Genomic DNA, 13,120 nt, shown 5'->3' with positions numbered 1-13,120 from the left:
CTGCGAAGTTTACACAAGAAACCCTGCAGCTCCTGCGCAGATACACGCAATATGAAACTGCAGGGTAAGAGGTTACCTGGTGATTATTCTTCTACAGCCTTCTCCGCTGATCCCGGCGGACGCAGCTCACGCAGCGGATTGCCCCCGACGAACGAGCCCGCAGCTACATCCTTGTGCACGACAGAACCCGCAGCGACAACCGCCCAATCTCCAATCGTAACGCCGGGCAATATCGTTGTGTTGGCTCCAATCAGGACGTTCTCCCCGATAATGACTTCACCCAGCCTGTACTCTTTGATGAGGTATTCATGGGCAAGAATGGTCGTGTTATAGCCGATGACCGAGTTCTCACCGACCGAAATTTTCTCCGGAAAAAACACATCCACCATCGCCATTAGCCCAAACGCAGTATGCTTGCCCACCTTCATCCCGAGTACCCTGCGGTAAATCCAGTTCTTGAGCGGCAAGACCGGACAGTAGCGGGCAATCTGGATAAAAATAAAATTGCGTACGCCCTTCCACGGGCTCACCGTACGGTAAATATACCAGAGTGAATTATGGCCCTCCACCGGATAGCGGGTTAACTTTCTCACGGCTGCTTCGTCTCCTGCTCCACTATAGTATACAAGTCTTTCATGTCGTGGATGATGTAATCCGGGTTGTACTTCCGCAGCATTTCCTCACCTTTGAGTGACCAGGCGACCGCAGCTACACGCACACCCGCTGCCTTGGCAGACTGAATATCGACCGCACTGTCACCTACCATCAGGGTTCTGGCCGGATCAACACCCAGATTAGCAACCGCAGTTAGGACAGGCTCCGGATGCGGCTTCACCTGACTGACATCATTGACCGTCACAATCGTCTCCATATACTTCAGCAGATCGAACATTTCCAGCGCTTTGAGTGTAGTTGGACGAATCTTCGTTGTCACAATCCCGAGCTTTATTCCCCGGCTTAACAGCCCTTCCATAGTCTCATTCACATGAGGAAAAGAACGGATTAGCTCATCATGATGCGCATAATTATATGAACGGTAAGAAAGCTCCAGCACGCTTGTGTCCTGCAGACCGGAGAACACGCTCATCTGCTGCTGGAGCGTAGTTCCCATATGGGGAATAATCTCTTCCCGGGTTAGAGCCGGGAGGTTATTCTCCTTCAGCGCATGCATGAACGAGCTGATGATCAGCTCATTAGTATTCACAATCGTTCCGTCCAAGTCAAATAACACGCATTCTATCATTAGTTCTACTACTCCTTTGTTTCCTTATCTTCAGATGAGTCCTTCACCGGCTGGATAGGCTGAGGAGCCTTCTGCGGTGTATTCACTGCACTCTCGGGAACTACAGCATCTGCCGCTGCCGGTTTAGTGCTGACAATCGGATCAGAATAATGATCCTTCGGCTGACCGCTGACACGCCGTACAATGATCAATACAACTGCAACGAGAATGATCAGTAGTGCCAGCAGCTGTGAGATACGGACATTCCCGTATGCCGGATCGAAATACCCCTGCTCAAATCCCAGCCATTTCATCGGACTCCATAGACCGTTAATGAACGATGCCAAACCGCTGCTGCCGTTAAATCCTAGGCTGTCCGTACGTAAAGCTTCAATAAAGAAGCGGCCGATCGAATACCAGATGAAATAGGACATGAAGATTTCGCCGGCACGGACAAATTTCTGGCGGCGCAGCACCATGAGGAGCAGAATGCCCAGCAGGCTCCAGAGCGATTCATACAGGAAGGTCGGATGGTGAAACGCATCCCCTATGTACATTTGATTCACAATAAAGTCCGGCAGATGCAGCTTGTCACGCAGGAAAGATTCCTCTACAACGCCGCCGTAGGCTTCCTGATTGATGAAATTACCCCAACGGCCAATCATCTGACCGGCGAGCAGTCCAGGTGCACATATGTCCACGATACGCCAGAACGGATATCCCTTGTAACGGAAATAAATAATTCCGCAGATGATCGCCCCGATCAGCGCGCCATAAATAGCAATACCGCCATTCCAGACTTTGAATATATCCAACAAGTTGTCCTTATAATCTTCCCACTTGAACGCTACAAAATAAATCCGCGCGCCAATGATCGCTGAAGGAACTCCGAGCAGCAGCATGTCCATGAAGAACTCCTGCGGAATGTTGTAGCGTTTGCCTTCTTGAATAGCAAGGAATAATCCGGCTAATGCACCAAGACCCAGTATCAAACCATACCAGTGAACAGGCAGCGAACCGATGGAGAAGACAATCGGATTAATCGCTAATGAAAAAAACATGCTCTCACACTCCTAGTCCAGATCATCCATGTCTTCTGAGATGGTGGCTGTAAGTTTATTCGTAAATTGTAGAGCCGCGTTAAAGCCCATTTGTTTCAACCGGTAGTTCATCGCTGCAACCTCGATAATTACCGCAAGGTTACGTCCCGGACGTACGGGGATCGTAACAAGCGGCACATCAGTGTCAATGATCCGTGTAGTCTCCTCGTCCAGTCCGAGCCGGTCATATTGTTTATCCTGCTGCCAGGCCTCGAGTCTAACGACCAGTGTGATCCGCTTATGATTACGGATGGCCCCGGCACCGAAGAGAGTCATTACATTAATAATCCCTACCCCACGGATTTCGAGCAAATGACGAATGAGCTCCGGAGCTGTACCATGCAGCTGGTTATCCGAGGTCTGACGGATCTCTACGGCATCATCGGCGATCAGGCGGTGCCCGCGTTTAACCAGTTCGAGCGCCGTTTCACTTTTACCGATACCGCTGCTGCCTGTAATCAGCATACCTACACCATATACATCACAGAGAACACCGTGGATTGTTGCCGTAGGTGCCAGTCTGCCTTCCAGGAAGCTTGTCAGTCTGCTCGAGAAAATAGTGGTCGCCATTGAGCTGCGCAGCACAGGTAATCCCTTTTCATTACTGATCTCAATAAGCTCCTGCGGAACGTCCAGCGCACGGGTAATTACAATACAAGGGGTATTATCGTTACAAATCCCGCGAATCCGGCTTTTGCGTTCTTCCTCAGGAAGCATTGAGAAAAAGGCCAGCTCTGTTTTGCCCAGCAGCTGAACACGTTCTTCCGGATAATATTCGAAATAACCGGCCATTTCCAGTCCCGGACGATTCAAATCATCCACTGTAATCGGTCTTTTCAGACCCTCTTGTCCGGAAACAACCTCTAATTGAAAATGCTGTACCAGTTCTGATACCTTTACCTTCTTAGCCATGTATGTCCGTCCTTTCGTCACCTGCGGTTGTGCCCGTTTCCTGCACCCGGGTTCACAACTTTTCCCATTCCAGCTACAGGTAATTCTCCTGCTATCTTAATTGATAACGCCTATGAATGCAATCTTATTACCTACGGTATTGCTAAGCCAGTCCTGACGGAATCCCCTGCTTTCCGGGTCCTTGGACCATTACGTTTTATCTCCGGCTCTACATGCCCAATACAAGAAAAAGCCGCCTGTGAGGGCGGCTTTCTTCTATTATAACCTATATCCCGCTGTGCTTTGTCTTATCCCAGCAGAATGTTCAGTTCGGACTCTTTATCGAAGAGGTGAATTTTGTTCATGTCGATTGCCAATCTAGGCTTGCTGCCTTCACGGGTAGTGGAACGTCCATCTACACGGGCAATTACAGTGTTAGCGCCAAGGCCGCTCAAGTAGAGGAGCATTTCATGACCAAGGTTTTCAGTAACATCAACCAGCGAAGTGAAGATTGTGTTAGGGGAAGCTTCCAGGAACACTGGCTCTTCATGAATATCTTCTGGACGAACGCCCATGATTACATCTTTGCCGATATAACCTTTGTTGCGCAGGATTGTAGCTTTGCCGCCTGGAACTTCAACATCAAGGTTATCTGCGCGGAAGCGGACAGCGCCGCCAACATCGGAGAGTGTACCATTGATAAAGTTCATTGTTGGGGATCCGATGAATCCTGCAACGAACAGGTTTGTAGGCTCATTGTACAATTCTTCAGGGGAAGCTGCTTGTTGAATGATACCATCGTACATAACTACGATACGGTCACCCATTGTCATAGCTTCTGTCTGGTCATGCGTTACATAGATACAAGTGGTTTCAAGACGTTTAACCAGCTTAGTGATTTCAGCACGCATTTGACCACGAAGTTTAGCATCCAAGTTGGAAAGAGGCTCATCCATCAGGAAGACTTGCGGATCACGGACAATAGCGCGGCCCAGAGCGACACGTTGGCGTTGACCACCGGACAGTGCCTTAGGTTTGCGTTCCAGCAAATGCTCGATATCGAGGATTCTTGCTGCTTCGCGCACTTTCTTGTCGATTTCTTCTTTCTTCACTTTACGCAGTTTCAGACCGAAAGCCATGTTCTGATACACGCTCATATGCGGGTACAGGGCGTAGGATTGGAATACCATCGCGATATCGCGGTCTTTAGGAGCCACGTCATTCACTACACGGTCACCAATGTACATTTTACCTTCAGAGATTTCTTCAAGACCTGCGATCATACGCAGTGTTGTGGATTTACCGCAACCGGAAGGACCAACCAGTACGAGAAATTCCTTATCTTTAATATCAAGATTGATATCGATTACTGTTGCTTTATCAGAACCCGGGTATTTTTTGAAAATATGCTCTAAACGTACGCCTGCCATTGTATTTCCCCCTCGAGTCAATTATTGGATTAGAAAATCAAACGCTTTCTTGTACACTTATCTTACCCCAGACCAGGCCTCCTGGCTATTTGTAAGGTTCACAAAAATCCTATTTTCTTTTCGTCACTTTATACAATAACATGGCTAACTTCACAATCGCCGCATCCCCGAAACTGCGGACATCGGCTCCCGTTTCCTGTTTGATCTTGTCGAGTCTGTACAGGAGTGTATTCCGGTGGATATACAGCTTCTTCGCGGTTTCGCTGACATTGCAGTCCATTTCAAAAAAAGTCTCCAGCGTCAACAGCATTTCCTTATCCGCCAGCACAGCCGTATAATCACCGATCTGACCCAGCAGCTGTCTGCGGCGGTCATCGGGGATACTGTTCACCAGACGCTCCATATGAAGCTCCCACGGCAGATGGATATAATCGCCTACCTGGAAAATCCGGCCCAGAATAATCGTCTCGCGCAGCAGAGCAACGGAGCCTGTCAGGCCTTTAACCGGAATGATGGCCGGAGAAACCGCCAGATGGAAGACGCCAACCCATTCACTGGCGATCAGTTCATGCAGTCCCATAGAGGTCTGAGACAGCAGATCCTCAGCACTTTCTTCCTCATCTTCCTTATCATCTCCGCCGGTGAGCAGTTCCTTACGGGCTAAAATTAACCATTCCTTATCCAACAGGGGAATTAGCAGAACTTCGTTCTCGAAATAACTGCGCAGCAGCTTCATTAACGAACGGTATGTCATCTGCGGATTATGGACATTCTCACTAACCAGCAAAAAAGGAATCATATCCCCGAACAGCCGGCCTTTCAGCGTAATATCATCCGGAATCTCTGCATCATCCTTTTCTTGCTCAAGCTGCGAGTTCAACCAGCCGCTAAGCTGACGGGCCTCCATCTCTCCTTCTTCCTTAAGCCCGGTAGCCTTGAGGGCTACCGCGAAATTACGGCCCGCATAATTGACCAGCTGCAGTTCCAGAGGCGACAGCCCTTCTGTCTCCACCCACACCGCGGTTATACGCCCGTCATTCTCATATAGGGGAATCCACAAATATCCCTCATGAAAGACCGCCTGCTCTTGATCCTTCTCCGTGCCCATGCCAAAAAGAGAAGCTGAATGCTGCCTCCCGAGCTGCTTGATTCCGGTTCTCTTTCCGGTGAGTTGCTCCAATTTTTGACGCAAAACCTCACTATCCATCGTCACCATTCTCCACCACTTTTGCTCTTTTCGCCTATTTTATCATATTTTGCTGCAAATTGCGGAATAGCTCTCCTGAACCCTGAGTGACATTTGATCAGTTGTGAATCAAAAGTCTATTTTGCTGCATAATGCTTCTTGGCTGGAGGCAGACTTACCGGATTCATCTTTTTCAAAGTCTTATGCATCCAGATCCCGGCAATGGCTCCTTCGCCCATAGCGACCGTCGCCTGCTCCGCATGCACTGCAACATCTCCTGCCACCCATACATGCTCAATATTAGTCATTAATGAACGTTTATTCGCCTCCACATGCTTGTTCTTATGAAGCGTTACTCCCAGCTGTGCAGCTAGCTCAGAATGTACCGGATTCCGGCCAAAAGCAATAAATCCGCGCTCTGCCGGCAGAACCTCACCGTTCTCCAAGGCTACCGCCTTAATTCTTCCGTTCTCTTCCTCAATGCGGGCAACCGGTTCTTCGATATACTGTATATCCTCATCCCGCAGCCGGTTACGATTTTCCGCCGAGACGGGTGTACATTCATGATTAATGTAGGTCAAGTCACCTGTGCGTTCCCTTAAAACAAAAGCCATATTAGCACCCACATCACCGGAGCCCATCAATACGGTCTGCCTGTTCTGAATTTCAAAGCCATCACAGTCCGGGCAAACATAGATCGTCATGCCAAGAGCAGGCCGTAAGCCCGACAGCTCAGGAAACCGGTCCATTACTCCTGTAGCAAGCAGCAGAGTCCGGCCTGCATATTGCCGCCCCCCGGTTCCGTGAAGTATGAATAATTCGTCCGGCTTCTCAGCCTTAACTATTCTATCCTTCTGAAACGCTACACCTGCCCTTTCGGCCTGAAGTCTCCCCCTGGCCCGCAGTTCCTCACCCGGCACACCGTCAGGCCAGCCCAATATATTATGATAATTCCGGCATATGCTTGATCTTCCGCCTCCTGCATCAATTACAAGCACCTGATGGACCGAGTAACGTCCCAATTGAATAGCCGCCTGAAGCCCCGCAAAACCGCCGCCCACTATAATCGCATCATAGATCAATTGTCATTCCCTCATTTCTACAGCATTATAGACTTATAATTAAACGAGGGGAACTATTTTAAACGAAATCCGGGTAATTTATATACTTTTTAATATTCAGACCTCCAGAAAACATAAAAAAGCCATCACATGAACGTGATGACTTGATTGGGATGAGCCATGAAGGACTCGAACCTTCGACACCCTGATTAAAAGTCAGGTGCTCTACCAACTGAGCTAATGGCTCATAAAAAGGGATGGAGGCTGATGGATTCGAACCACCGAACACGTACGTGAGCAGATTTACAGTCTGATGCGTTTGGCCACTTCGCTAAGCCTCCATAATGGTGGCGCGGGAGGGAATCGAACCCCCGACACAAGGATTTTCAGTCCTTTGCTCTACCGACTGAGCTACCGAGCCATAAAAACAAGCCTTAAAACAAAAAAAATGGCGGAACCGACGGGATTCGAACCCGCGATCTCCTGCGTGACAGGCAGGCATGTTAGGCCAACTACACCACGGTTCCACAATTTAATGTAAAAAATGGTGCCGGCGAGAGGACTTGAACCCCCAACCTACTGATTACAAGTCAGTTGCTCTACCAGTTGAGCTACACCGGCACGGTGTAAGGTGGATCTTAGATTTAAAAATGGTGGAGGCTGAGGGGTTCGAACCCCCGACCCTCTGCTTGTAAGGCAGATGCTCTCCCAGCTGAGCTAAGCCTCCGGGTATGTATGGTAGCGGCAGAGGGGATCGAACCCCCGACCTCACGGGTATGAACCGTACGCTCTAGCCAGCTGAGCTACGCCGCCACACTACAAGTATTGGATTTATAATGGCGGAGAGAGAGGGATTCGAACCCTCGCACCGCTTACGCAGTCTAACCCCTTAGCAGAGGGTCCCCTTATAGCCACTTGGGTATCTCTCCAAATAAATGGTAGCCATGTAAATCCGCACAGGAAATTAATTCCTGAAAACTGAATCCGAAACGAATCTGCGCTCTAAGAAATTTGGATAAGCCCTCGACCGATTAGTATTGGTCAGCTCCATGCATTGCTGCACTTCCACCTCCAACCTATCTACCTCGTCGTCTTCAAGGGGTCTTACTAGTTGGGAAATCTCATCTTGAGGGGGGCTTCACGCTTAGATGCTTTCAGCGCTTATCCCGTCCGTACGTAGCTACTCAGCCATGCTCCTGGCGGAACAACTGATGCACCAGCGGTACGTCCATCCCGGTCCTCTCGTACTAAGGACAGCTCCTCTCAAATTTCCTGCGCCCACGACAGATAGGGACCGAACTGTCTCACGACGTTCTGAACCCAGCTCGCGTACCGCTTTAATGGGCGAACAGCCCAACCCTTGGGACCTACTTCAGCCCCAGGATGCGATGAGCCGACATCGAGGTGCCAAACCTCCCCGTCGATGTGGACTCTTGGGGGAGATAAGCCTGTTATCCCCAGGGTAGCTTTTATCCGTTGAGCGATGGCCCTTCCATGCGGTACCACCGGATCACTAAGTCCGACTTTCGTCCCTGCTCGACTTGTAGGTCTCGCAGTCAAGCTCCCTTATGCCTTTGCACTCTGCGAATGATTTCCAACCATTCTGAGGGAACCTTTGAACGCCTCCGTTACTCTTTAGGAGGCGACCGCCCCAGTCAAACTGCCCGCCTGACACGGTCCCCGTACCCGATTAGGGCACCAGGTTAGAACCTAGATACGATCAGGGTGGTATCCCAACGGCGCCTCCGCAGAAGCTTGCGCTCCTGCCTCACCGGCTCCCACCTATCCTGTACAGATCGTACCCAAATTCAATATCAAGCTGCAGTAAAGCTCCATGGGGTCTTTCCGTCTTGTCGCGGGTAACCTGCATCTTCACAGGTATTAAAATTTCACCGGATCTCTCGTTGAGACAGCGCCCAAGTCGTTACGCCATTCGTGCGGGTCAGAATTTACCTGACAAGGAATTTCGCTACCTTAGGACCGTTATAGTTACGGCCGCCGTTTACTGGGGCTTCGGTTCACAGCTTCGGGTTTAACCCCTAACCACTCCCCTTAACCTTCCAGCACCGGGCAGGCGTCAGCCCGTATACTTCGCCTTGCGGCTTCGCACAGACCTGTGTTTTTGCTAAACAGTCGCTTGGGCCTTTTCACTGCGGCCCCCTCGGGCTATTCACCCTACCGAGGCACCTCTTCTCCCGAAGTTACGAGGTCATTTTGCCGAGTTCCTTAACGAGAGTTCTTCCGCGCGCCTTAGAATTCTCTTCTCGCCTACCTGTGTCGGTTTGCGGTACGGGCACCTTCTCCTGGCTAGAGGCTTTTCTTGGCAGTGTGAGATCATGACCTTCGCTACTACAATTTTCGCTCCCCATCACAGCCCAGCCTTAGTGATGTGCGGATTTGCCTACACATCAGCCTCACTGCTTAGACGGACACATCCATCAGTCCGCGTCACTACCCTCCTGCGTCACCCCATCGCTCATAGCGGATTACGGTGGTACAGTAATTTCAAACTGTTGTCCTTCGACTACGCCTTTCGGCCTCGCCTTAGGTCCCGACTTACCCTGAGCGGACGAGCCTTCCTCAGGAAACCTTGGGCTTTCGGCGGATCAGATTCTCACTGATCTTTTCGTTACTCATACCGGCATTCTCACTTGTATGCTGTCCAGCGCTCCTTACGGTACACCTTCAACCTGCATACAACGCTCCCCTACCCCAGATGCAAAGCATCTAGCCATAGCTTCGGTGGTGTGTTTAGCCCCGTTACATTTTCGGCGCAGAGTCACTCGACCAGTGAGCTATTACGCACTCTTTCAATGGTGGCTGCTTCTAAGCCAACATCCTGGTTGTCTGTGCAACTCCACATCCTTTCCCACTTAACACACACTTGGGGACCTTAGCTGATGGTCTGGGCTGTTTCCCTTTTGACAATGGATCTTAGCACTCACTGTCTGACTCCCGGCAAGAAGTTAATGGCATTCGGAGTTTGACTGAGCTTGGTAACCCTTGCGGGCCCCGCACCCAATCAGTGCTCTACCTCCACCACTCCATTCACCGAGGCTAGCCCTAAAGCTATTTCGGGGAGAACCAGCTATCTCCGAGTTCGATTGGAATTTCTCCGCTACCCCCACCTCATCCCCGCATTTTTCAACATGCGTGGGTTCGGGCCTCCAGTGCGTGTTACCGCACCTTCACCCTGGACAGGGGTAGATCACACGGTTTCGGGTCTACGTCCACATACTAAATCGCCCTATTCAGACTCGCTTTCGCTGCGGCTCCGGCTTCTCACCTTAACCTTGCATGTTAAACGTAACTCGCCGGTTCATTCTACAAAAGGCACGCCATCACCCATAGATCGGGCTCTGACTTTTTGTAAGCACACGGTTTCAGGTTCTATTTCACTCCCCTTCCGGGGTGCTTTTCACCTTTCCCTCACGGTACTGTTTCACTATCGGTCGCCAGGTAGTATTTAGCCTTAGCAGATGGTCCTGCTGGATTCATACGGGGTTTCACGTGCCCCGCACTACTCGGGATCCGTCTCGGAGAGAACACAGTTTAGGCTACAGGGCTTTTACCTCTATCGCGGGCCTTTCCAGACCTCTTCGCCTACCATATTCCTTTGTAACTCCATGTGAGACGTCCCACAACCCCAAGGGGCAAGCCCCTTGGTTTAGGCTGTTCCGCGTTCGCTCGCCGCTACTGACGGAATCACTATTGTTTTCTCTTCCTCAGGGTACTTAGATGTTTCAGTTCCCCTGGTCTGCCTCTGCGTATCCTATGTATTCAGATACGAGTAACTGCGAATTACCACAGCTGGGTTTCCCCATTCGGACACCCCCGGATCAAAGCTTGCTTACAGCTCCCCGAGGCAGTTTCGTTGTTCGCCACGTCCTTCGTCGGCTCCTGGCGCCTAGGCATCCTCCGTGTGCTCTTATTAGCTTAACCAATGCGTTTTCCGTTAGGAAAATCGCTGTAGCAACTAATAACTATTTCAACTTGCTTACACAAGTTTCAGCTAAAAGATGTTCTAAAACGCAAATTCGTTTCGGTATCCAGTTTTCAAGGATCAAGTTCTTGCATATAATCTTGTAAAGAAGTATTGGTGGAGCCAAGCGGGATCGAACCGCTGACCTCCTGCTTGCAAGGCAGGCGCTCTCCCAGCTGAGCTATGGCCCCATAGAGGTATTCAATTCTAAAATGTTATATGGTGGGCCTTGGTGGACTCGAACCACCGACCTCACCCTTATCAGAGGTGCGCTCTAACCAACTGAGCTAAAAGCCCATATAACAGATAACATTGTGAATCAACCAATAAATTGATTGTTCGCTTGGCGGCGTCCTACTCTCCCAGGACCCTTCGGTCCAAGTACCATCGGCGCTGGAGGGCTTAACGGTCGTGTTCGGGATGGGTACGTGTGGAACCCCTCCGCTATCGCCACCAAACGCATACGAAAGAGACTTGCTCTTTCAAAACTGAACACGAGTGAGTGTCCGAACCCGGAGGTTCTATTGTGGAAGCCTAGCTTCCGATTTGAATGTCACCGTTGCAGGTGACGATTCTCCATAGAAAGGAGGTGATCCAGCCGCACCTTCCGATACGGCTACCTTGTTACGACTTCACCCCAATCATCTACCCCACCTTCGGCGGCTGGCTCCCTTGCGGGTTACCCCACCGACTTCGGGTGTTGTAAACTCTCGTGGTGTGACGGGCGGTGTGTACAAGACCCGGGAACGTATTCACCGCGGCATGCTGATCCGCGATTACTAGCAATTCCGACTTCATGCAGGCGAGTTGCAGCCTGCAATCCGAACTGAGACCGGCTTTGCTGGGATTGGCTCCACCTCGCGGCTTCGCTTCCCGTTGTACCGGCCATTGTAGTACGTGTGTAGCCCAGGTCATAAGGGGCATGATGATTTGACGTCATCCCCACCTTCCTCCGGTTTGTCACCGGCAGTCACTCTAGAGTGCCCAGCCTTACCTGCTGGCAACTAAAGTCAAGGGTTGCGCTCGTTGCGGGACTTAACCCAACATCTCACGACACGAGCTGACGACAACCATGCACCACCTGTCTCCGATGCTCCGAAGAGGGGCACTATCTCTAATGCTTTCATCGGGATGTCAAGACCTGGTAAGGTTCTTCGCGTTGCTTCGAATTAAACCACATACTCCACTGCTTGTGCGGGTCCCCGTCAATTCCTTTGAGTTTCAGTCTTGCGACCGTACTCCCCAGGCGGAGTGCTTACTGTGTTAACTTCGGCACCAAGGGTATCGAAACCCCTAACACCTAGCACTCATCGTTTACGGCGTGGACTACCAGGGTATCTAATCCTGTTTGCTCCCCACGCTTTCGCGCCTCAGCGTCAGTTACAGCCCAGAAAGTCGCCTTCGCCACTGGTGTTCCTCCACATATCTACGCATTTCACCGCTACACGTGGAATTCCACTTTCCTCTTCTGTACTCAAGTCACCCAGTTTCCAGTGCGACCCCAGGTTGAGCCCAAGGTTTAAACACCAGACTTAAATGACCGCCTGCGCGCGCTTTACGCCCAATAATTCCGGACAACGCTTGCCCCCTACGTATTACCGCGGCTGCTGGCACGTAGTTAGCCGGGGCTTTCTTCTCAGGTACCGTCACTCCGGTAGCAGTTACTCTACCGGACGTTCTTCCCTGGCAACAGAGCTTTACGATCCGAAAACCTTCATCACTCACGCGGCATTGCTCCGTCAGGCTTTCGCCCATTGCGGAAGATTCCCTACTGCTGCCTCCCGTAGGAGTCTGGGCCGTGTCTCAGTCCCAGTGTGGCCGTTCACCCTCTCAGGTCGGCTACGCATCGTCGCCTTGGTGAGCCGTTACCCCACCAACTAGCTAATGCGCCGCAGGCCCATCCCCAAGTGGCAGATTGCTCCGCCTTTCATTCTCTCTTCAGGAGAGGAAAGAAATTATCCGGTATTAGCTACCGTTTCCGGTAGTTATCCCAGTCTTGAGGGCAGGTTGCCTACGTGTTACTCACCCGTCCGCCGCTAAGTAAGAATGGAAGCAAGCTTCCATTCTTACTCCGCTCGACTTGCATGTATTAGGCATGCCGCCAGCGTTCGTCCTGAGCCAGGATCAAACTCTCCAAATTGTATTTAGAAAGAGCGATTGCTCATTTTGAAACATCTGACGAGAATTTTCATTCTCTTTTTTGGAAGTCACTTTCGTGATTTCCCACTCACTCGTTGTTCAGTTTTCA

General features: G+C 50.7%; 7 protein-coding genes, 10 tRNA genes and 3 rRNA genes. All 20 read right to left on the bottom strand.

Annotation, left to right across the window (positions count from 1 at the left end; all coding sequences use genetic code 11):
• Positions 1-83 precede the first annotated feature (83 nt).
• The 20 genes from P40081_RS00725 to P40081_RS00630 all read right to left on the bottom strand — a co-directional run bounded on the left by P40081_RS00725 (position 84) and on the right by P40081_RS00630 (position 13,012).
• Entirely contained in the window at positions 84-593 is a 510-nt protein-coding gene (locus P40081_RS00725; RefSeq protein WP_039302348.1) for an acyltransferase, read from the bottom strand.
• On the bottom strand, positions 590-1,243 hold the full coding sequence (gene ppaX, locus P40081_RS00720; RefSeq protein ID WP_042132737.1) for a pyrophosphatase PpaX: 654 nt from the start codon (positions 1,241-1,243) through the stop codon (positions 590-592). The genes P40081_RS00725 and ppaX overlap by 4 nt, the downstream gene beginning before the upstream one ends.
• An 8-nt stretch (positions 1,244-1,251) precedes the next feature.
• Positions 1,252-2,283, bottom strand: coding sequence for a prolipoprotein diacylglyceryl transferase (gene lgt / locus P40081_RS00715; RefSeq protein WP_039302342.1), 1,032 nt, complete (start codon positions 2,281-2,283; stop codon positions 1,252-1,254).
• Between the two features lie 12 nt (positions 2,284-2,295).
• Positions 2,296-3,234, bottom strand: coding sequence for an HPr(Ser) kinase/phosphatase (hprK, locus tag P40081_RS00710; protein WP_042132736.1), 939 nt, complete (start codon positions 3,232-3,234; stop codon positions 2,296-2,298).
• Positions 3,235-3,521: 287 nt separating this feature from the next.
• Positions 3,522-4,643: an ABC transporter ATP-binding protein gene (locus tag P40081_RS00705; protein WP_042132735.1), complete on the bottom strand. Its 1,122-nt coding sequence runs from the start codon at positions 4,641-4,643 to the stop codon at positions 3,522-3,524.
• Positions 4,644-4,752: 109 nt separating this feature from the next.
• Positions 4,753-5,850, bottom strand: a complete 1,098-nt coding sequence (locus P40081_RS00700; RefSeq protein ID WP_052421605.1) for a PucR family transcriptional regulator — start codon at positions 5,848-5,850, stop codon at positions 4,753-4,755.
• Between the two features lie 116 nt (positions 5,851-5,966).
• Positions 5,967-6,911: an NAD(P)/FAD-dependent oxidoreductase gene (locus P40081_RS00695; protein ID WP_042132734.1), complete on the bottom strand. Its 945-nt coding sequence runs from the start codon at positions 6,909-6,911 to the stop codon at positions 5,967-5,969.
• Between the two features lie 153 nt (positions 6,912-7,064).
• Positions 7,065-7,137 (bottom strand) — tRNA-Lys (locus P40081_RS00690).
• Between the two features lie 11 nt (positions 7,138-7,148).
• A tRNA-Tyr gene (locus P40081_RS00685) sits at positions 7,149-7,231 on the bottom strand.
• A 4-nt stretch (positions 7,232-7,235) separates the two neighbouring features.
• Positions 7,236-7,311, bottom strand: a tRNA-Phe gene (locus P40081_RS00680).
• 28 nt (positions 7,312-7,339) lie between these two features.
• Positions 7,340-7,417 (bottom strand) — tRNA-Asp (locus tag P40081_RS00675).
• Between the two features lie 18 nt (positions 7,418-7,435).
• A tRNA-Thr gene (locus P40081_RS00670) sits at positions 7,436-7,511 on the bottom strand.
• 30 nt (positions 7,512-7,541) lie between these two features.
• Positions 7,542-7,617, bottom strand: a tRNA-Val gene (locus P40081_RS00665).
• 9 nt (positions 7,618-7,626) lie between these two features.
• Positions 7,627-7,703 (bottom strand) — tRNA-Met (locus P40081_RS00660).
• Between the two features lie 24 nt (positions 7,704-7,727).
• Positions 7,728-7,819 (bottom strand) — tRNA-Ser (locus P40081_RS00655).
• A gap of 82 nt (positions 7,820-7,901) precedes the next feature.
• A 23S ribosomal RNA gene (locus tag P40081_RS00650) occupies positions 7,902-10,832 on the bottom strand.
• A 155-nt stretch (positions 10,833-10,987) separates the two neighbouring features.
• Positions 10,988-11,063 (bottom strand) — tRNA-Ala (locus tag P40081_RS00645).
• Positions 11,064-11,092: 29 nt separating this feature from the next.
• Positions 11,093-11,169 (bottom strand) — tRNA-Ile (locus P40081_RS00640).
• A gap of 44 nt (positions 11,170-11,213) precedes the next feature.
• Positions 11,214-11,330 (bottom strand): 5S ribosomal RNA (rrf, locus tag P40081_RS00635).
• Between the two features lie 124 nt (positions 11,331-11,454).
• A 16S ribosomal RNA gene (locus tag P40081_RS00630) occupies positions 11,455-13,012 on the bottom strand.
• The 16S, 23S and 5S rRNA genes sit together here with 10 tRNA genes alongside, the layout of an rRNA operon.
• Between the last annotated feature and the right edge of the window lie 108 nt (positions 13,013-13,120).

This window comes from Paenibacillus sp. FSL P4-0081 (genome assembly GCF_000758565.1).
GTDB classification, from domain to species: domain Bacteria; phylum Bacillota; class Bacilli; order Paenibacillales; family Paenibacillaceae; genus Paenibacillus_AQ; species Paenibacillus_AQ phytohabitans.
Note: the sequence above shows the minus strand (reverse complement) of the source record. Positions and strands in the feature narration are given on the sequence as shown.

Bases quoted from the DNA above. Each gene is read 5' to 3' on its own strand.
- hprK (WP_042132736.1), bottom strand. From the start codon at position 3,234: ATGGCTAAGAAGGTAAAGGTATCAGAACTGGTACAGCATTTTCAATTA.
- ppaX (WP_042132737.1), bottom strand. From the start codon at position 1,243: ATGATAGAATGCGTGTTATTTGACTTGGACGGAACGATTGTGAATACT.
- P40081_RS00700 (WP_052421605.1), bottom strand. From the start codon at position 5,850: ATGGATAGTGAGGTTTTGCGTCAAAAATTGGAGCAACTCACCGGAAAG.
- lgt (WP_039302342.1), bottom strand. From the start codon at position 2,283: ATGTTTTTTTCATTAGCGATTAATCCGATTGTCTTCTCCATCGGTTCG.
- P40081_RS00705 (WP_042132735.1), bottom strand. From the start codon at position 4,643: ATGGCAGGCGTACGTTTAGAGCATATTTTCAAAAAATACCCGGGTTCT.